Consider the following 20,136-nt stretch of genomic DNA (forward strand, 5'->3'; position numbering starts at 1 on the left):
AATTTGAGTTGTTAAATTATATAAGCATAATTATAAACGTAATAAAGAAAGGCAAATATAAATGAAAAAGATAGGTTTAACACTATTAACCGCTTTTGTAGGAGGTGCACTGGCTTTGGGTGCATATAAGGTAATTGAAAGTAAATATGCCGATAATATGAGCTTTGAAGAAAAGCAAAAGGTTTATTTTACCAGTAATAAAACTGCTCCTGTTGTATCGTCAACCGGGTCGCTTGATTTTACAGAAGCAGCAGCGGCGGTAACCCCCGCAGTCGTGCACATTCGTACAAGTTACAGCAGCAAGTCGGGTGGTAGCGGACAGGACCAGTTAGAGCAAATGTTTGGCGATATGTTTGGCCAGCGTATGCCTCAGCGTGGACCACAGCAGGCATCTGGCTCCGGCGTCATTATTTCGACCGATGGCTATATTGTAACCAATAATCACGTGGTTGATAAAGCCGATAAAATTACAGTAGCTACCAATGATCACCGTACCTTTGATGCTAAGGTGATCGGTACCGATCCAAGCACCGACCTGGCGCTGATCAAGGTTAGCGCTACAAACTTGCCTATAGTAAAATTAGGTAACTCTGACGAGGTTCGTGTAGGAGAATGGGTGTTGGCGGTTGGTAATCCTTTTAATTTAAATTCAACCGTAACCGCGGGTATTGTAAGTGCCAAAGGCCGTAATATTGGTATTATTGGCAGCAATGATAGCGAGGACGATAACCCGTTTGGCCGTACCCGTAGCCAGCAATCAACACCAAAGCTAAACAAGGCCATTGAATCATTTATTCAAACCGATGCAGCCATTAACCCAGGTAACAGTGGTGGCGCCCTGGTAAACACCAAAGGTGAACTGGTTGGTATTAACGCGGCAATAGCATCGCACACTGGGTCATACGAGGGTTATGGCTTTGCTATACCCGTTAACCTGGCCAAAAAAGTATTGAACGATATTAAAAAGTATGGTACTGTAAAACGTGGCTTTGTTGGTGTAAGCTTTACCGAGCTAAACCCTGATGTTGCACAACAATTGGGTATCAACAATTCAAACGGTTTATATGTGAATGACCTTGTAGCTGGCGGTGGCGCTCAGCAGGCCGGTATTCAAAAAGGTGATATCATTGAAAAAGTTGAGGGTGTACCTGTATATGAATCATCAGATCTGCAGGAACGCGTGGGCCGCTTACAGCCTGGCGATAAAATAAACATGACCGTATTGCGTGATGGTAAGGAGAAAAACTTTGAAGTAACGCTTAAGGCAGATGCCGCTCCATCAACCCGTACCGCGGCTGTTTCAAAATCGGCCGAGGAACTGTTTAACAGGCTGGGTGCAAGCTTCTCGCCGTTAACCCCGGCCGAAAAAGCTAAGTTCCATGTGAGCTCAGGCGTTAAGGTAACCCAGGTTCGTCCGGGCCGCGTGTTTGATAACTTTGAGATCCCGGTAGGTTCTGTGATCACCAGTATCAATAAATCGCCAATTAATAACGTGGCCGATATTGATAAAGCTATCACCAACCTGCGCAACGGTAACCTGGTAATCTCTGGCTACTATCCAGATGGAACAAACTTTAATAATATGTTCCAGGTGCAATAAGCAAATTTTATAATAAAGTGATTGATAAGAAAAACCCGGCCATATGGCCGGGTTTTTTGTTTGGCCTGAGGGGGAATCTAAAAATAAATATGAAAGAGGGCCTTATACGTGAGATGCTGAAACAAGTTCAGCATGACATATTGGAGGAATTATCAAATCAAAAGAAACTAATCCCTACACTCCACCCAACCCAGCCGCTCCAGGCCTTGGAGTCATTAATAAAACTGTGATGCAGATCCCGAACATAAGCATAACCATTAACCTGACTGCGCTGATCTGAATAAAAAATGTTTAACGACGGACCTGCATTTATGGAGAAATTTTTTCCAAACTTATAAGTTAACCCGGCATCAATTCGGCTCAATTGATTGGTCCTTGTCCAGTTGCCCTGGTAAATATATTGCTGAGTTAATTCGGGATTAAGAGCAAGGCGCTTACCCAGGCCCAGTTCCCTGCCAAAACCAAAGCCAAAGCCATACAGTTTGCTGTTATCATTAAACCGCATACCTCCCCGCCAAATGGTGTAAAAGTTTTTACTACCCGTTTTAAGGGCCACGTTGGCATCCAGGGTTTCATTGGCAGATAGGGCCAGCTTATGATACCCATAACGTACAATGTTTATTAAGCCTATGCTATAGCCCGACGAAGTATCGGCAAAGTTTACAAGGCCCAGTTGTACACCGCGCAGGTTGCGGGCATAATTAAAAAGCCCGGCCAATTGTATGCCGCTAAACTTTTGACCGGCTATATTGCCCAATGCCCCCAGCTGTATGCCCCTAACCGCACCGCGGGTATGGTTGTACAAGCCGGATAGCTGTATGCCATTAAGGTCGCGTTTTACGCTGTTGTGCAAAAGGGATAGCTGTATACCCCTAACGCTGCCCAGCACATTGTTGTACAGGCCGCCCAACTGTATTCCGTTAACATTGCCGCCCACCACGTTGAATATTCCTGCTATTTGAACAGCACCTACATCGCCTTTATCAAGGTTAAAAATAAGACCGAGCTCAAAGCCATCAACCCCGGCATTATAACCGCCTACGGCGTTTAACGAAACTGTGTTAACCACCTGCCCGCTAAATTCGGCATGGGTGCTTACCCCTGGTATGGCCGATGCCTGGAACGGGGCCTGCGCGATGAGGCCATGCAGGTTGGCTGCTTGTATTTGTTGTTTGGTTGATATGAAAAGTCGCCCTAATGAAGTGTTCTCAATACCGTCACTGTCGCCGCTGATCACATAATCTATCAGGCTTTTGGATTTACCGGTGTTGGGGTTTACGGTTACCCCGGCCAAAAAGGTAATGGTGGTATCTTTATAAAACTCCTTGCTGATGGTTAAAGTAACCGGCTGACCATTGTTTTTAAGATGGAGCTCAAAATGCCCGTCTTTATCGGTGAGGGTTGATTGCAGCAGAACGCGGTCATATACACTGGCGTTCTCCAGTCTTTTGCCGCTTTGCTCATCGGTCACAAAACCGCTGATGCTGTATTCATCATCTTCGGCAGCGGCCTTTTCGGTGGTTAATGATAGCTGTAGCGGGGCATAGCGCAGGATTACGAAGTTGTGCGTTTCTTTATACTCAAAACGGTTCATGAGCATATGGTCAAGCACTTCCTTAATGGTCCAGTTGTCGGCATTAACCGTTACCAGGCTATCGGTTTTTACAATGTTGCTGTTGTACGAGAAAGTGAAATTGCCTTTTTGTTCAATGGTTTTTAGCACCGTTCCCAGGCGCATATTGTTTACGTGCACCGATATGTTTTTGGCCAGAATAGATTCAGTAGCGGCCGCCCGGCAAATTACAGGAAGCGCTATAAGCATCATAGCCGAAAGAATATAACCGCGTAAACAACCCATTGTTATGGTAGATAGTTTTATTTAAGAATGATCTGTCGGTTTTTATGAACCACTGTGATCTTAAACGTTTCGGAAATGACCCCCAATATTTCATCAAGCGACTGGCCCCGGAAAGTAGTGGTAATAGGCAAACGCTCCAATGATTTATTGGCTATAATGATATGCGCCCCAAATATCTCGTTAAGGGCCTGTACTACCTCGGGCAATGGCGTTTTATCGCAAACCAATTGCCGGGTTATATAATAGTTATACAGCTTGTTATTACTGGTTTCCTTTAGTAGACCCTTTGTTTTGGTAATGGTTACGCGCTCGCCGGGGTTAAGGTCAACGCTGTTTTGTTTTTTGCTCACTTTTACAATACCAGTTTCTACAATCACCTCGGTTTTGCCGTTCCGGCTCTTTATATTGAATGACGTTCCAATCACCTTAACCGTTACATCATTCACTTTAATTATAAAAGGTTTTGTTTTATTGGGCGTAACTTTAAAAAAGGCCTCGCCCCGCAAGCTCACCGGACGAATATTGCCGGAAAACTTGCCCGGATAAATGATGGTTGAACGGGTGTTCAATGTAATAACCGATCCATCGGGCAGGGTTTGGGTATGTACCTTGTTCTTGCTATCAATCCTCACAAACGAAACCGAGCCGTTATCATAAGTGTGGTTAAAGGTTAACCAAAGCACTGTGCATATTAAAATTACCGATGCTGCCAAACCTATCCACTGGGAGCGGTTTAATTTTTTGATAACAGCTTTGCGCGGTACCGCCGGAGCGTTTTTAATTCGGTTTTGCAGGCGAATAAAAGCATCATCTTTATCCACATTTCTTTCAGTTACCGGGCTTTGGTCCCATATCAGCTTAAAATCATTAAAAAGCTTACGGTTGGTTTCACTGGCAGCAATCCATCCCTCAACCAGTAAAACTTCGGCGGGCGTAGCTTCGCCTGCCAGGTATTTTACCAGCACATCATCATCTATATTTATATTGGCATTACTCATAATGCTACCATTTCATTAATAAAAGTAAAATAATCGGTAAAAATTCCGCCAGTTTCTGGCGCATCACCCGCAGGGCCTTGCCCATCTGGTTCTCTACCGTTTTTATAGAAAGTCCCATGTGGTCGGCAATTTGCTGGTATTTAAGCTGCTCAAACCGGCTTAGCTGAAAAATAGTGCGGCATTGCTGCGGCAGCTCGCTCATAGCAGTATCAATACGTTGCTGGAGCTCGGCGGTCAGCACTTTTTTTGATGCCTGTTCTTCCTCGTCCTGCTGCAATTGCCCGGCATAATATACCCCGAAGGATGCCTTTACCTTTTGATGTTTTAAATAGTTAAGGCTTTCGTTATGCACGGCACGGTACAGATAGGCTTTAAGCGACCCATCGGTCTTTAGCTGTTCACGCTTTTCCCAGATGCGGCAAAATACGTTTTGAACAATCTCTTCGGCCATTTCATCATCCTTTAAAAAAGTATAGGCATAGGCATGCAGGCTTTTAAAATGCGCTTTAAATAACCATTCAAATGCCTTTTCGCCGCCTTGTTTTAATAAACTGATGACCGTACTATCGCTATATTCCACTTTAAACGGGTGAAAGTTTGCGCTAAAGATAGCTTGTTTGGCGGTCATATTCATGAAGGGAGCGTGAAAAGCAACAGGTTAGGCCAGCTGAATTTGAATGGTATAAAACGAATGGTGGATATCAACCTTGCTGCAAACCCCATTGGTGTACGAGTAATAATTGTAATTACCATCGGGCAGATCAATGCGGTACACGTGCGGCGAAACTTGTTTTACCTGCAAAAACTGCTGAAAATTGTCGGAGTAAACCTGCGCGTTATCATCAGGCTCCTGGCAATATAACAACATCAGATTTTGGCTGATATGCTTTTGATTCAGCTGCCCGCTTTTACCTTCGGCCAAGGTTTGATAGCAATCGCCGCAGGCTTTGGTTTGGCGGTTGGCCTTTTCTTTGCCGTTAACGTTGCGGCAAACCCGCGAGCTGATGAGTTTGCCATTTTGAAAAAGCGACTCTTCATGAATATCAACCTTAATGCTCATGATAAAACGCATTTTTACTTCGGATGTCATTTTAAGATACAGGTCATCGCCCGTGCGTTTCTGGTACAGATCCATTCGGCCAACCACTTTGCCGCTGTGCAAAACATTGTATTTAACCATCTGTTCCTGCGCCATCAACCCTGATGAAAAGCAAAGCAATGCCAGCAGGGTGGCCACTTTTTTTAACGGGTTAATAAAAGTTAATGCGGAAATGTTTTTGTCCCTTAAGGCCGGGGCCAGGTATTTTTTAAAGAGCCAGATTAATAATGCGGGTATCATGGTGGTAAAATTTTTAATAGCGTAAACAACTGTATGATTCTTATATACAGCTATTACAACATATTAAAGCTTTACCCCTATGTGATTTCATAATAATTACTAAGGTAGAAAAATAATCTACTAAATTAGTAGATTTTATTTAAAAAAGTTGCCTCACCCAACCCTCTCCAGGGGGCAGGGCTTTGAATAAAAGATTGGGTTTTCAATTCCCTCCCCACAGGAGGGGTGCAGGTGGTTGCGTGCAATGGCAGGGAGGGGTATTCGTGATGTATGTCGCATAAACCCCTCCCTACACCCTCCCGTCGGGAGGGAATCGCACAGGCCACTTTAAAATTTAATTCTGTCTTTTCATAGGCTATTCCCCTCTTGAGAGGGGTGGAGGGGTGTGTACTTTTCATCGCACGTATAAACACACCCCTGCCACCCGCGATTCCTACGCGCCCCCTCTCAAGAGGGGAACTAAAATCGATTACGTGATGGATAGCATGGAGAAGGACAAAACAATCGCCCGGGCAATTATGTTTAATAAACAATTAATTACATCAACATGCAATGGTTTGGGAGGCGCGAAAGCGATAATGTAGAGGATAACCGGGGAGGCGGCGGAGGCCGCTTTGCGCTGGGCGGAGGTATTGTGGGCATTATTGCGCTGGCTATTTATTATTTTACGGGGATTGATCCCTCGCAACTGCTTAACCAGGTAAGCGACAGCAGCCGGGTGCAAACTGAGCAGCGGGCCAATGAGCCGGGTGCCCCCGAAGATAAACCGAAGCAATTTGTACGCGTGGTACTGGCCGATACCGAGGATATATGGAACAAGCTTTTTAATGAAATGGGCAAAACCTACCAGAAACCCAAACTGGTGCTTTTTACCGATTATATCCAATCTGGTTGTGGTAACGCCAGCTCGGCCACGGGGCCGTTCTATTGTCCGGGGGATGAGAAGGTGTATATTGATCTTTCTTTTTATGACGAACTGCAGAACCGTTTTGGCGCCGCCGGCGATTTTGCCCAGGCCTATGTGATTGCGCATGAGGTTGGTCACCATGTGCAAAAGCTGTTGGGTGTCTCGGCCAAAATGGACGAAGCCCGCAGCCGCCTCAGTAAAAGGCAATACAATAAGTTATCTGTTAAACTGGAACTACAGGCCGATTTTTATGCCGGCGTATGGGCGCACTATGAACAAAGCATTAAAAAAGTGATTGAACCCGGCGACATTGAAGAAGCCCTGAACGCGGCCAATGCCATTGGCGACGACCGCCTGCAAAAACAAACCAGCGGCCACGTTGAACCCGATAGCTTTACCCACGGCACCAGCGCCCAGCGCATGTACTGGTTTAAAAAAGGCTACGAAACCGGGGACGTTAAGCAAGGTGATACTTTTGCCAATGCGAGGTAGGGGGGATGTATCGTAATTGGAACGGAGTAATTGCGAACTGTGTATATCCTACCGCTGCCGCAAGCGTTTCGCTTGTGGTAGCGTGGGATAATAATTGAGTCACTTTAATCTTAAAATATTATTTTAGGGTTGTGATAAAAGTTACATGTGCCCTTATAATTAACAATGAAGAGCGAATACTGGCTGCCCAGCGTAGTAACAATATGAATTTGCCCTTAAAATGGGAGTTTCCTGGAGGAAAAATTGAAGCCAATGAAACGCCCGAAGCTTGTTTAATTAGAGAAATTAAAGAGGAACTTAATATTGAAATTCAAATTATAAAAGCATTGCCGCCAAATACTCACTCATACCCCAATATTACCATAAAACTTATGCCTTTTATATGTGGTCATGTAAAAGGTGATATTATATTAAAAGAACATGCTGATTTTAAATGGTTGCATAAAAATGAATTGTTAGCTTTGGATTGGGCTGATGCCGATATTCCAATTGTTAAATATTACTTAAACCTTATAAATGCCAGTATTTGAATTGGGGCTCTATGAGCAGCTTATCAATAAACTTATAGCTAACAAGTTAGATCTATTAAACAGAGATGCTTTTTTTATTAAAAGTACCCAGTTAGATAAAGAGGAAGCCTCAAGATATTTAAGTCTTTATTTGGCTGAAACTATAAAATATGCCTTGAATGAAATAAAGGATGATGATAAAACGATTAAACAAATTGAGCTATCTAACAAGATCATTCAGCTATTAATAAATGAACTACCAGGCATCAATCTTTCAGACAATTTAATTGATAATGAAGGTAAAATATTAGATGCTATATTTTCTAAATTAGACTCTCCATTTGCTGATTTTAACAATCGAATTAAGGAAATTACTCCCTATACCCGATTAAGCCAAAGCGAGCTTTTCACAGGAAATAATGTGGGAATTTCACTTGAGAGTGAAATAAAAAAAGAAATCCGTTCATCAGATGAGATTTGTTGGTTGGTGTCATTTATTAAGTTTTCTGGTATTCGAATATTTGAAAATGAACTAATAGAGTTTACAAATAGCGGCAAAAAACTACGTATTATTACTACGTCTTATATGGGCGCTACTGACATAAAAGCCGTCGAATTTCTCTCAAGTTTAAAAAACACAGACATTAAAGTTTCCTATAATGTTGAACATGAACGATTACATGCCAAAGCATATTTGTTTTTAAGAAATACAGGTTTTAATACTGGATATATTGGTTCTTCAAATATGTCGAGATCGGCATTAACAAATGGTTTAGAGTGGAATTTAAAGGTGACCTCCAAAGAAATCAATCATATTATTGAGAAGTTTAAAAAGACATTTGAAACTTACTGGGTAGACAAAGACTTTGAAAAATATGAATTTGGAAAAGATAAATTACGACTTACCAATGCGTTAAAGCAACAGAGGTCCTATGACAAGACAATTATAACCAGTTTTTTTGATTTAAAACCATTTCCAAGTCAAGAAGAGATTTTAGAGAAATTACAGTCTGAAAGGATTATACATAACCGATATAAAAATCTTGTTGTAGCTGCAACAGGTACTGGCAAAACGGTCATATCCTCTTTTGACTACAGGGATTTCAAAAACAACAATCCGCGCGCCCGACTTTTATTTGTAGCACATAGAAAGGAAATACTTGAACAAGCTCAACGAACTTTTCAGCACGTATTAAAAAATGCAAACTTTGGTGAACTTTGGGTAGACGGTCAGGAACCAGATAATTATGAATTTGTATTTGCTTCTGTTCAAACCTTGGCGAATCAGAGAAATAGAATGTCGCTTTCACCAAGCTTTTATGATTTTATAATTATTGATGAAGTTCATCATATAGCAGCATCAAGCTATCGGCCTATTCTTGCACAATTTAACCCTAAAGTTTTACTTGGTTTAACGGCAACACCCGAAAGGAGCGACGGTGAAGACATCTTAAAAGATTTTAGTGGTGTAATTGCGGCCGAAATTAGATTACCAGAAGCACTCAATAGAAAACTATTATCTCCTTTTCAATATTTTGCATTATCTGATAGTGTTGACTTATCAAAACTATCATGGAAAAATGGAAGGTATGAGATTAATGAATTAACGAAATTGTATACTGAGGATGATAGACGAGTTAGTGATATTTTAAGTAACTGCGATAAATATCTAACAAATGTACATGATGTAAGGGCATTAGGATTTTGCGTAAGCATGGATCATGCGCGGTATATGGCCGAGAAGTTTACTTTGGCTGGATTAAAAGCAGATTACTTAACAAGTGACAACTCGAATAGTCGTTCAGAAATAAGGGAAAAATTACACAATAAAGAAATTAACTACCTTTTTGTAAGAGACATTTTTAACGAGGGGGTTGATATTCCAGAAATAGATACCGTATTATTTCTTAGGCCAACTGAAAGCTTAACCATATTTCTGCAACAACTTGGTCGTGGGCTTCGTCTCGCTCCAAACAAAGACTGTTTAACCGTTTTAGATTTTGTAGGCAATGCTCGTCCTGAATATGATTTTGAACATAAGTTTAGAGCATTAGTTGGCAAAACGCAGACCTCAATAATTAAAGAAATTGAAGATGAATTTCCCCATCTACCTTTAGGATGTTCTATCGTTTTAGAAAAAAAAGCAAAAGAAGTAATCCTTAAAAATATTAAGGCCGCAATTGGATTTAATAGAAGGCAACTGATTGTTAAAATTCAGAACTTCAAGCATCAAACAACCCTATCATTAACTTTAAAAAACTTTATTGAGTTTCAACATATTGAATCTCAATTGATTTATAAAAAAGATAACTGGAGGAGACTTTGTGTTGAGGCTGGGGTAATAGAAAATTTTGTAGAGCCAAATGAGGCTGAAATTACAGGATGTATAAAACGGCTGTTAGGGTGTAACTCAATAAGCTATCTTAAGTTTTTAAGAGATTTAATTGAAGGTGGTTTCAATACAAGCTCATTAAGCGACGAACAGAACCAGATGCTTTTAATGTTCCACTATGATGTTTGGCAAAAGGCTGGTCCGCAATTAGGGTTTATGTCACTAAAAGATAGCATCAATCAGATTTCAAAAAATCCGGTAATGGTATCTGAATTACTGGAGGTGATGAATTACTTAATTTCTAAAGTTGACTTCATCGAAAAAGACATCGATCTAAATTTCTCTTTGCCACTAAAGGTTCACAGCCGATATAATAGAAGTGAAATATTGGTTGCAACCAGACTTCATAAATTTGATAAAGCATCTTCAAATAGGGAAGGGGTGGCAGCTAATAAAGATCTAAATATTGAGTCACTGTTCATAACACTTAAAAAATCAGAGAAGGAATATTCGCCATCTACTTTATATGATGATTATGCTATCAATGAGTATTTATTTCATTGGCAATCACAAAATGCAACAACTCCAGAATCAGCCAAAGGGTTATCGTACATAAACCATAACAAACAAGATAAAAGAATTTTACTTTTTGTACGTGAGCAAAATGATGATGAATTTGGTTTTACCATACCCTATGTTTTTTTGGGTGATGCAAACTATATTAAATCGAGTGGGTCAAAACCCATGAATATTGAATGGCAATTGAATGAACCGATGCCTGCATATATATGGAAAGAAAGTGGAAAACTTGCGATAGGATAATCTTCACTTATATCCGATTGCCAATCCACCACCATCCACCTAAATTGCCTCATGGCAAACATCCAATTCAACTACCTGTACCGCGATGGCGGTAATTATAAAAAGTACAACTCTGTTATTCTCCCTAATCCATCCAACATTAGCTTAATAGAACTATCTAAACTCATTCATTCAAAACTTATTGATGAAACATGGTTTTATATTGATCAATGGAACCTGCCAGACTTAAGACCGGAAACATTCGACCCTGATAATGACCCTGCCTGGCATGAATTTGAAAGCATTGTTCATACAGATGAAAGTGTAAATTTTCGTATAATCTGGAGCAATTTGTAGCATTTTAATAGCGTTCATGTCGTTCAGTATTTTTCAAACTAAATTTCACTCCAAAAGCACAAATAGCTGATTATCAGCCAAAACATGGTGTTCATGAGCGTTCATGGGTGTACATATGAACACCCCGGTATAGGCTTTTTACTTAGTGTATTATTTGCTTACTTTAGCAACACGTATATTATCCTAATGAAAAACAACTATTACATACTACTTTTAATATCCGTTGTTGCCGCTTTTAGTTCCTGCTCTCCTAAGGGGCCATACGCCTTAACCAACAAAGTGTACAAACACCAAACCGATTCGGTGGTGAAAGTTATTAAACAGGCGCAACCCGCCATGCTGGTAGATAGCGCCGGTGCCGCCGTGCCAAGTGAATGGGTGGGTACAGTGAACTTTAACCTGCGCAAGCCTAATTATGTGATCATCCACTTTACCGCGCAGGATTCTATACAGCAAACGCTTAAAACGTTCACCCTGGTAAGGCCGCAGGTGAGCGCCCATTACGTGGTAGCAAAAGATGGCAAGGTGTTCCACATGCTGAACGATTATCTGCGGGCCTGGCACGCGGGCATCAGCAAATGGGGCAGCATCAGCGATATGAACAGCTGCTCCATAGGTATCGAGATTGATAATAACGGCAATGAGCCTTTTAATGAGGCACAGGTGAAAAGTCTGCTGGCGCTGCTCGCGCAGCTTAAAAAGGTGTATAATATACCCACAGCCAATTTTATAGGTCACCAGGATATTGCCCCCCTCCGCAAACCTGATCCCGGACCATTCTTCCCCTGGAAACTGCTGGCCCAAAAAGGTTTTGGCTACTGGAGCGACGAACTGCTGGAGCTTCCACCCGATAATTTCGACTATGCCACGGCCCTAAAACTAATCGGCTACGATACCAGTAACCTGCCTGCCGCCATAACAGCCTTCAAACGCCACTTCGTACAAACCGACGACACCCCAACCATGACCCAATTGGATCTGAATATTTTGTATAATGTGTACAGGAAGTATACCCCCTGACCCCCTGAAGGGGGAACTTCCTTGATTTGCTGGGTTAACCTGATATTTACCGGGATGGGAGAGGTTTCTTTGATCCAAAAGGGACATATCCCTGGTCCATCAGGTACAGTTTACCATCCTTAAAATAATAAAAACGATAACTGCTGTCGGCATAAGCCTCTTTATAAACGGTACGATAGTTGGATAACTCAACCTGTTGTGCAATAATCCTATGCTCTTTTTGAAATTGTTGCTCGTTCATGCCAACAAATACTTGTGGAATTTTACAGCTAATAAATACGATCATTAGCAATAAGGGTAGGAATAGTTTTTTCATATTATTATGATGGGTAAATAAGCAAATAGTTTAAGCCCCCTAACCCCTGAAGGGGGAACTATTTGATTTGCTTGCAATAAAAATAAAAAGCCCGATTCTTAGTAGAATCGGGCTTTAAAATATGCTCATCAAAAACTCCCCCTTCAGGGGGCTGGGGGGCTCTTCCACCCGTCTTTCAGCGTCACCGTTCTATTAAACACCAACTTATCTTCGGTTGAATATTTATCAAGTGTGAAATATCCTTTACGCATAAACTGAACCGGTTTGCCAGGAGTGGCATTGATCAGGTCGGGTTCAATGTAGGCGGTTGGCAGTACATGCAGGCTGTTTGGGTTCAGGTAATCTTTAAAATCACCATCTTCGTTTGATGGATCTTCCACCTGAAACAGGCGGTCATATAGTCTTACCTCGGCAGTTTTAGCGTGCGGTACGCTTACCCAGTGAATAGTACCTTTTACATTGATTCCGCTGGTATCGTGGCCTGATTTTGACTCGGGCAGATAGGTACAGTGGATCTCGGTTACATTGCCATCAGCATCTTTCACAAAATCATCGCAGCGGATGATATAGGCGCTTTTTAAACGCACCATCAGCCCAACACCCAGGCGGAAAAACTTCTTCGGCGGAACTTCCATAAAATCCTCACGCTCTATCCATAGTTCGCGACTAAAAGGAATATCCCTGCCGCCATCGCCGCCTTCAACCTCGGGGTTGTTTTCGCCGTGCATGGTTTCGGTTTCGCCTTCGGGATAGTTGGTCAGGATACATTTGATCGGATCGAGCACAGCCATACGGCGCCAGGCGGTCTTGTTCAGATCCTCGCGGATACAAAACTCCAGCAAGCCAACATCAATCATGTTTTCGCGTTTGGCTACGCCGATGCGTTCGCAAAACTCACGGATAGAGGCAGGCGTATAACCACGGCGGCGCAAACCACTAATGGTTGGCATCCGCGGATCGTCCCAACTTTCTACATGACCTTCATCAACCAATTGCAACAGCTTGCGCTTGCTCATTACGGTGTAGTTCAGGTTCAGGCGTGCAAATTCATATTGTTTGGATGGGAAGATACCCAGCTCCTCAATAAACCAATCATATAAAGGTCTGTGCGGAATAAACTCCAGCGTACAAACGGAATGAGTGATCTCCTCAATAGCATCTGATTGACCGTGGGCAAAATCATACATCGGGTAAATGCACCAGGCATCGCCGGTACGGTGATGGTGGGCGTGTTTAATGCGGTACATCAAAGGGTCGCGCAGGTGCATGTTTGGTGATGCCAGGTCGACCTTGGCACGCAATACTTTGGCGCCATCAGGATATTTACCGGCTTTCATATCGGCAAACAACTGCAGGTTTTCTTCTACCGAGCGGCTGCGGTATTGGTTAGGGGTGCCAGGTTCGGTAGGCGTACCCTTTTGCGCGGCTATTTCCTCGGCTGAGCTATCGTCAACATAAGCCAGTCCTTTTTTGATCAGGGCAACGGCAAATTCATATATCTTATCGAAATAATCGGAAGCGTATAATTCTTTTTCCCATTCAAAGCCAAGCCATTTAACATCCTCTTTTATGCTGTCAACATATTCAATGTCTTCTTTAACGGGGTTGGTATCGTCAAAACGGAGGTTGGTTTTGCCGTTATATTTTTGTGCCAGTCCAAAGTTTAAGCAAATGGATTTGGCATGTCCAATGTGCAGGTATCCATTAGGCTCGGGCGGGAAACGGGTTAATACCCTACCACCGTTTTTACCGGCAGCTATATCTTCTTCAACAATTTCCTCTAAAAAGTTCAGTGATCTTTCTTCGCTCATAAATAAAGTAGCAATAACAACTGCAAAAGTAACAAAAAAATTTGCCCCCTAAGATAGCCTCAGCTAAATCCTCTCCTTTGGAGAGGATTTAAAAAAAGAAATGAAATACAAGGTCATATCAATCCCCATATTATGAGGAAGAATAGGTTAAAAAACTCGTAAAGCATAGTCCTCTCCTTTGGAGAGGATTAGGTGAGGCGCTTCAAGGCGCGGGCGGAATATCGCCTTCTTTGATAATGTTATGGTTGATCAGAATGTGCATCAGCAGGTCTACAGAGGTATTGCGGTCAATATCCAAACATAGGTTTAACCGTCGGCCAATTTTTACCTGGCAAATATTGTAGTGGAATTCCAGTATCAGTCCGCTCAGGCTGCCGGAGTTAATAACGATGGTTTCATCGTCCACCACCTCGCAGGTATTGCTGGTGCGGTTAAAGTAGCTGCACAGGTTTTTAATAAGGCGGTATATGGGTAATGACAGGATCATAAATTCAAGACTCTAAAATAGTGTTTAATCTTCGTTTGATGATAATATCTTTTACATAAGCAGGCAGCAAACTGTTTAATAAAACCAGCAACCTGTTCACCATGCCGGGGATGATCTCTTTTTTGCCTTTCATCAGCCCGTCAATGGCGATACGGGCAACCTGCTCAGGTTCAAGTATAGTGGCTTTTGATATCCCTTTCAAACTATTGTTCATCACCAGTAATTCGGGTTTGGTATTGATACCACCCGGACTAAGCAAACTGAGCTTTACATTTGATCCGTACAATTCCAGCTGCAGGCATTTGGTAAAATAGCGAATGAAAGATTTGGTAGCGCCATATACCTGCTTTTTAGGCACTACAAATAAACCGCCCAGGCTGCCCACGTTTAAAATGTATGAGGTAACGGATGCGTCGGCCTGGGCCAGGAACAGCCGGGTGAGTATTACCGGGGTAATTACATTCAACTCTATCTGCATTTTATAAAAAGCAATATTTTTATCCTCAAACCACGACCAATTACCCAATCCCGCATTGTTGATCAGCAGGTGCGCTGTAATGCACCGCTCTTGTAAATAGCTAAAAATTTCGGGATAACTTTCGGTGCGTGTCAGATCAATTTCGACGAAGTTAACCTTAACCGAAAAGTTTTTGCGGATGAACGAGGCCAGCTCGGGCAAACCTGATCCGGGCAGCGCAACCAGCACCAGGTTGATATTTCTGCCTGCCAGCTCAATGGCGAATGATTTTCCCAGTCCCTCGCTGGCTCCTGTTACAATGGCGGTTAATTGCTGCATAAATGTGTTTTATAAAAATGTCCTTGATCTTTTGTCCTTACTCTTTTATCCCCTTAATATAATCAACGGTTTTGTGTAAACCCTCGGCAAATGGGGTTATGTTATAACCCAAATAGGTTACAGCCTTATTGCTGCAATATTTTTGGTCGTATTTAAGACGCTCAGCAAATTCGGGTAAAAATACCGGGGGCAAACCAGTGAGCCGGGTTTTTAGCCATTGCAAGCGGCTGTACAATTTAATAGCTTTCAGTGGTATCCTGATCAAGCCCAGTTGTTTGCCTGATACCTGCTGCAGGGTTTTAAAAAAATCATTGAAGCTAATGTCGTGGCCGCCTAAAATGTAACGCTCGCCAGAGATACCCTTGTCCATAGCTGCAATATGCCCCGCAACAACATCATCTAAAAAGGCATAGTTGGCTACCTGCTGGCCGCTACCTGGTAGAATGCGCCATTTGCCGCTTAAATAGCCTGATATCATTTTACCTACGGTATTGCTATCCGTTACCGGCCCCTGGCCATACACCCGCGATGGATTTACGGTTACCACCTGCATACCCTGCTTTATAAAATTTTGCACCTCCAGTTCGGCCAGGTATTTGGTGCGCTCATAGGCAATCGGGAAGCCGGTTACGCGCGGGTCAGTTTCAGTCATGGGGTGTTTTATAGTTGGTCCCCATACGCCACAGGTGGAGGTATATACCACCTTTTTTACACCGGTAAGGCCCGCTGTTTCTAACACAATATGAGTACCGTTAACATTGGTTTCGTGGTAATCGTCGGGGTTGCGACACCACATTTTGGCTATAGCAGCAGTATGGTAAACCTGGCTGCAACCCTGCATGGCCCTTGCCAGGCTTTGCTTGTACAGGATATTGCCCAACACGGGTTCAATATTTTTATGTTTTATTAAGTAAGGATGATCGGTATTGCGGCATAAGGCCTTTACGTCATAGCCGGCTGTGGCCAGCGCCAAAGTAAGCTGTCTGCCAATAAAACCTGTTGCTCCGGTAACTAATACTTTCATACAGGTATTACAACCTATTATGTACTTACCCCTATGGGTTATAAATATATTTTTAATATTGATTTCGCTGATGGATGTTTAGGTAAATTGCCCTATTGTACCTATAGTTTTATATGATAAAATAATTAAATTTGGAAACAGCATTTATATATAAACCTTAAAAACATATACATGAACCAGGATCCTTATATGAGTTTTTCCGATATGACTCCCGAAGAAATGGGGTTTTTACAGCAGGCCACTGCGGAACTTAATGAAAACCAAAAAAAATATTTTTATACGGTTTACAGCAGTAAACGGAAAAATTCACAGGAGATACTGATTTTTACTTTGTTGGGTTTTATTGGTTTTGCTGGCATTCAGCGTTTTGTTTTAGGGCAGATAGGTATGGGCATTCTTTATTTTTTTACCGCAGGGCTTTGTTTTGTTGGAACTATTATGGATCTGGTTAAAAATAAATCGCTCACTTTGGAGTATAATAAGAATATGGCTTATGATAGTCACCGGATGGCCTTGATGAGCAACTAAATTAAAAACATGCTCCGGCCAATGCTTTATACTCATATTTATTCATGAAATTAGCTGTACTTACTGCATACCTTGAAAGCCTTGCACCGCTGGTGTACCAGGAAGATTATGATAACGCCGGGCTTATTGTTGGCAATCCCGAGCAGGAAGTTACCCAGGCGCTGCTATCACTTGATTGTACCGAAGCCGTGGTTGATGAAGCCATTGCCACAGGTTGTCAGGTGATCATATCACACCACCCCATAGTTTTTAAAGGGCTTAAAAAGTTTAATAGCAAAACCTATGTAGAAAGGGTAGTGGAGAAAGCTATTCGCAATCGCATAGCTATTTATGCCATACATACCAATCTTGATAACATCATGGGCGGGGTAAACCAACGTATTTGCGATACACTGGGATTAAAAAACTGCCGCATATTGGTACCCAAACATAATCTGTTAAAAAAACTGGTAACTTTTGTGCCAGGAAGTCATGCCGACGAAGTGCGCGATGCTTTATTTGCAGCAGGCGCTGGCAATATTGGCAACTATAGCGAAACCAGTTTTAACACCGAGGGCGCCGGCACTTTTAAAGGCAACGATGCAACCAACCCTTATGTGGGCGAGCCGGGAACGCGTCACCGGGAAAATGAGGTACGAATAGAAACCGTTTACCCAGCCAATCTGGAGAGCAAGATATTGATGGCGCTGGTGTTGGCCCATCCTTATGAAGAGGTAGCTTATGACCTGTTTAATTTAACCAATCAGCACCAGCAGGTTGGCGCTGGTATGATAGGTGAGCTGGAGGTTCCACAGAATGAGGAAGCATTTTTATTCCAGGTGAAGGATAAAATGCGCACCCACGTGATCAGGCATACGGCTTTAACCGGTAAACACGTTAAAAAAGTAGCCGTTTGCGGTGGTGCAGGAGGCTTTTTATTAAAACATGCCATAGCGGCAGGAGCCGATGTTTTTATCACTGCTGATTACAAGTATCACGAGTTTTTTGATGCCGAAGGAAAGATAGTGATCGCGGATATCGGACACTTTGAGAGTGAACAATTTACGGCGCAATTATTGTATGAAATAATTAGAAAAAAATTCACTACCTTTGCCGTCCGTTTAACAGAAGTAAATACAAACCCCGTCAAATATTTTATTTAATGGAACAAACCGTAGAACAGAAGCTTAAAGCTTTATACGAACTACAAACCATCCACACCAAAATTGATAGGATTCGCCAGGTAAGGGGCGAACTGCCAATGGAAGTTGCCGATCTGGAAGATGATGTTGCAGGTCTTGAAACCCGCATCCAAAAGATCAAAGCTGAGCTGGATGATGTAGAGGATGAAATAGTAACCCGCAAAAACCTGATCAAAGAAGCTCAGGCTAATATCAAAAAATACGAAGCGCAACTTAACGAAGTTAAGAACAACCGTGAGTATGATGCCATATCAAAAGAAATTGAGATACAGGGATTAGATATACAGGTAAGCGAGAAAAAAATAAGAGAGTATGGTTTTGAGATCACTTCAAAAACCCAGATCTACGAAAAAGCCCTTGCCGATCTTGATGCACGCAAAAGCGATCTTGATGCCAAAAAAGATGAGTTAGGCACTATTACTGCCGAAACTGAAAAGGAAGAGAACGAACTTACCTCACAGGCAGAAAAAGCAACCGGAAACATTGAAGAACGTTTGTTAACCGCTTACACCCGTTTACGTCAGAATGCGAAAAACGGATTAGCTGTGGTAACCATTCAGCGTGATTCATGTTCAGGATGTTTTAACCAGATCCCGCCTCAGCGCCAGTCTGATATCCGTCAACGTAAAAAGATCATCGTTTGCGAACATTGCGGACGTATCCTTGTTGACGAGCAAATGGCTCTGGAAGCAGAAGAAGCATAATTCAAAAATTTTTGAACAGACTTATCTGATATTAGATAATAAAGATAAAAAAGGCGCCCATCGGCGCCTTTTTTATTACCCCGTTTTTTATTTGTGAACAATAATAATTGATGATACATTTAGCGTGGAATTTACAACTGCAGCTATGATGGTAGAAGTATTAAAAAAAATGTTTTTGAGAGATCTGGGTAAGCTTAAAACCGAGATTGAACTATACAGGGATGAGCAGAAGATATGGTACGTTGAAAAGCAGATCACCAATACGGCGGGTAATCTTTGCCTGCATCTGCTCGGAAGCCTGAACAACTTTATCGGCGCTGAGCTGGCCGGAACAGGGTATGTAAGAGACCGCGACCTTGAATTTTCATCCGGCATGGTACCAAGGGCGCAATTGCTGAAAAGTATTGATGAAACTATATTAATGATAACTTCGGCTTTTGATAACATAACCGATGCGCGGTTAGCAGAAGATTTTCCGAAGCCGGTATTTAACGAAACGGTGACTAACGCGTTTTTGGTAATGCACATGACTGTCCACCTTAACTATCACCTGGGGCAAATCAATTATCACCGGCGTTTACTGGATAATTAATTAGTAAATAACGGGATCAAGATCTACGTACTTCATTCTCATTATTGCTACCATTATCACGGGTTTACTTTCCCGGCATTTTGCCTTTATACCATTATTTATAGGTGATATTCTTTGGGCGCTGATGGTTTACTTTATCATGCGCTTCCTGTTTGTAACACGCCCGGTTAAATTTATTGTTTTAGCAAGCCTGCTGTTTTGTTATGGCATTGAGTTTAGTCAGTTGTACAAATCTCCCTGGATAAATGATCTGCGGCATACGTTGTTCGGTCGCCTGGTTTTAGGTGAGGGGTTTTTATGGAGCGATCTGTTGTGTTATACGGTTGGGGTGGGGATAGGTATTTGGGTAGATAAGGGTTTAAGTAATAGATTATTCGCCCGATCAAGCGTCCACGCTTGATTAAGGTTCTTAGGTAAGTGTCCACGCTTGCACTTGTGGTTTTTTAGGATAAGCGAGGACGCTTACTTTTATATAAGTTCAAGC

Annotated in this window: 20 protein-coding genes; 11 read left to right on the top strand and 9 right to left on the bottom strand. The window is 42.2% G+C overall.

The genetic code is table 11. The features are described from left to right. Positions 1 to 61: 61 nt before the first annotated feature. On the top strand, positions 62 to 1,600 hold the full coding sequence (locus M2273_RS25660) for a Do family serine endopeptidase (protein WP_429400631.1): 1,539 nt from the start codon (positions 62 to 64) through the stop codon (positions 1,598 to 1,600). 157 nt (positions 1,601 to 1,757) lie between these two features. Here M2273_RS25660 and M2273_RS25665 read toward each other — a convergent pair whose 3' ends face one another. From M2273_RS25665 to M2273_RS25680, 4 genes are read right to left on the bottom strand one after another with little or no spacing between them, the layout of a single operon-like run. Further along, on the bottom strand, positions 1,758 to 3,458 hold the full coding sequence (locus M2273_RS25665; protein ID WP_429400632.1) for a carboxypeptidase-like regulatory domain-containing protein: 1,701 nt from the start codon (positions 3,456 to 3,458) through the stop codon (positions 1,758 to 1,760). A 17-nt stretch (positions 3,459 to 3,475) separates the two neighbouring features. Further along, the gene (locus M2273_RS25670) at positions 3,476 to 4,456 is read right to left on the bottom strand and encodes a FecR family protein (RefSeq protein ID WP_429400633.1); all 981 of its coding nucleotides are present in this window, start codon (positions 4,454 to 4,456) and stop codon (positions 3,476 to 3,478) included. Between the two features lie 4 nt (positions 4,457 to 4,460). Continuing rightward, on the bottom strand, positions 4,461 to 5,084 hold the full coding sequence (locus tag M2273_RS25675; protein ID WP_429400634.1) for an RNA polymerase sigma-70 factor: 624 nt from the start codon (positions 5,082 to 5,084) through the stop codon (positions 4,461 to 4,463). Between the two features lie 30 nt (positions 5,085 to 5,114). Then, positions 5,115 to 5,795: a DUF6134 family protein gene (locus M2273_RS25680; RefSeq protein WP_429400635.1), complete on the bottom strand. Its 681-nt coding sequence runs from the start codon at positions 5,793 to 5,795 to the stop codon at positions 5,115 to 5,117. A 547-nt stretch (positions 5,796 to 6,342) separates the two neighbouring features. Between M2273_RS25680 and ypfJ the strand changes: the two genes are divergently transcribed. The 5 genes from ypfJ to M2273_RS25705 all read left to right on the top strand — a co-directional run bounded on the left by ypfJ (position 6,343) and on the right by M2273_RS25705 (position 12,213). Further along, on the top strand, positions 6,343 to 7,194 hold the full coding sequence (ypfJ, locus tag M2273_RS25685) for a KPN_02809 family neutral zinc metallopeptidase (RefSeq protein ID WP_429400636.1): 852 nt from the start codon (positions 6,343 to 6,345) through the stop codon (positions 7,192 to 7,194). A gap of 131 nt (positions 7,195 to 7,325) precedes the next feature. Further along, positions 7,326 to 7,724, top strand: a complete 399-nt coding sequence (locus tag M2273_RS25690; RefSeq protein ID WP_429400637.1) for a (deoxy)nucleoside triphosphate pyrophosphohydrolase — start codon at positions 7,326 to 7,328, stop codon at positions 7,722 to 7,724. After that, the gene (locus M2273_RS25695) at positions 7,711 to 10,857 is read left to right on the top strand and encodes a DUF3427 domain-containing protein (RefSeq protein WP_429400638.1); all 3,147 of its coding nucleotides are present in this window, start codon (positions 7,711 to 7,713) and stop codon (positions 10,855 to 10,857) included. The genes M2273_RS25690 and M2273_RS25695 overlap by 14 nt, the downstream gene beginning before the upstream one ends. A 51-nt stretch (positions 10,858 to 10,908) precedes the next feature. Further along, the gene (locus tag M2273_RS25700; RefSeq protein WP_429400639.1) at positions 10,909 to 11,193 is read left to right on the top strand and encodes a hypothetical protein; all 285 of its coding nucleotides are present in this window, start codon (positions 10,909 to 10,911) and stop codon (positions 11,191 to 11,193) included. A 186-nt stretch (positions 11,194 to 11,379) separates the two neighbouring features. Beyond that, positions 11,380 to 12,213 (top strand): N-acetylmuramoyl-L-alanine amidase, encoded by an 834-nt coding sequence (locus tag M2273_RS25705; RefSeq protein WP_429400640.1) that lies wholly within the window; start codon positions 11,380 to 11,382, stop codon positions 12,211 to 12,213. Positions 12,214 to 12,259: 46 nt separating this feature from the next. Here M2273_RS25705 and M2273_RS25710 read toward each other — a convergent pair whose 3' ends face one another. From M2273_RS25710 to M2273_RS25730, 5 genes are all read right to left on the bottom strand, one after another. Then, complete coding sequence (locus M2273_RS25710; protein WP_429400641.1) at positions 12,260 to 12,529, bottom strand: hypothetical protein; 270 nt, start codon at positions 12,527 to 12,529, stop codon at positions 12,260 to 12,262. 143 nt (positions 12,530 to 12,672) lie between these two features. Then, positions 12,673 to 14,340, bottom strand: a complete 1,668-nt coding sequence (locus M2273_RS25715; protein ID WP_429400642.1) for a glutamine--tRNA ligase/YqeY domain fusion protein — start codon at positions 14,338 to 14,340, stop codon at positions 12,673 to 12,675. Positions 14,341 to 14,542: 202 nt separating this feature from the next. After that, entirely contained in the window at positions 14,543 to 14,827 is a 285-nt protein-coding gene (locus M2273_RS25720) for a hypothetical protein (protein WP_429400643.1), read from the bottom strand. Positions 14,828 to 14,831: 4 nt separating this feature from the next. Further along, entirely contained in the window at positions 14,832 to 15,623 is a 792-nt protein-coding gene (locus M2273_RS25725; RefSeq protein WP_429400644.1) for an SDR family NAD(P)-dependent oxidoreductase, read from the bottom strand. A gap of 37 nt (positions 15,624 to 15,660) precedes the next feature. Continuing rightward, positions 15,661 to 16,647 (bottom strand): NAD-dependent epimerase/dehydratase family protein, encoded by a 987-nt coding sequence (locus tag M2273_RS25730; protein ID WP_429400645.1) that lies wholly within the window; start codon positions 16,645 to 16,647, stop codon positions 15,661 to 15,663. Between the two features lie 171 nt (positions 16,648 to 16,818). Here M2273_RS25730 and M2273_RS25735 point away from each other — a divergent pair, with 171 nt between their 5' ends. The 5 genes from M2273_RS25735 (at position 16,819) to M2273_RS25755 (ending at position 20,052) form a co-directional block, all read left to right on the top strand. Continuing rightward, positions 16,819 to 17,175 (top strand): TM2 domain-containing protein, encoded by a 357-nt coding sequence (locus tag M2273_RS25735; RefSeq protein ID WP_429400646.1) that lies wholly within the window; start codon positions 16,819 to 16,821, stop codon positions 17,173 to 17,175. Between the two features lie 44 nt (positions 17,176 to 17,219). Then, a complete protein-coding gene (locus M2273_RS25740; RefSeq protein WP_429400647.1) occupies positions 17,220 to 18,317 on the top strand; it encodes a Nif3-like dinuclear metal center hexameric protein in 1,098 nt (365 codons plus the stop codon). Then, positions 18,317 to 19,060, top strand: coding sequence for a zinc ribbon domain-containing protein (locus M2273_RS25745; protein ID WP_429400648.1), 744 nt, complete (start codon positions 18,317 to 18,319; stop codon positions 19,058 to 19,060). The genes M2273_RS25740 and M2273_RS25745 overlap by 1 nt, the downstream gene beginning before the upstream one ends. A 145-nt stretch (positions 19,061 to 19,205) precedes the next feature. Continuing rightward, on the top strand, positions 19,206 to 19,652 hold the full coding sequence (locus M2273_RS25750; RefSeq protein WP_429400649.1) for a DUF1572 family protein: 447 nt from the start codon (positions 19,206 to 19,208) through the stop codon (positions 19,650 to 19,652). A gap of 88 nt (positions 19,653 to 19,740) precedes the next feature. Further along, entirely contained in the window at positions 19,741 to 20,052 is a 312-nt protein-coding gene (locus M2273_RS25755; protein ID WP_429400793.1) for a DUF2809 domain-containing protein, read from the top strand. Positions 20,053 to 20,136 lie beyond the last annotated feature (84 nt).

Source organism: Mucilaginibacter lappiensis (genome assembly GCF_050433765.1).
Taxonomy (GTDB): Bacteria; Bacteroidota; Bacteroidia; order Sphingobacteriales; family Sphingobacteriaceae; genus Mucilaginibacter; species Mucilaginibacter lappiensis_A.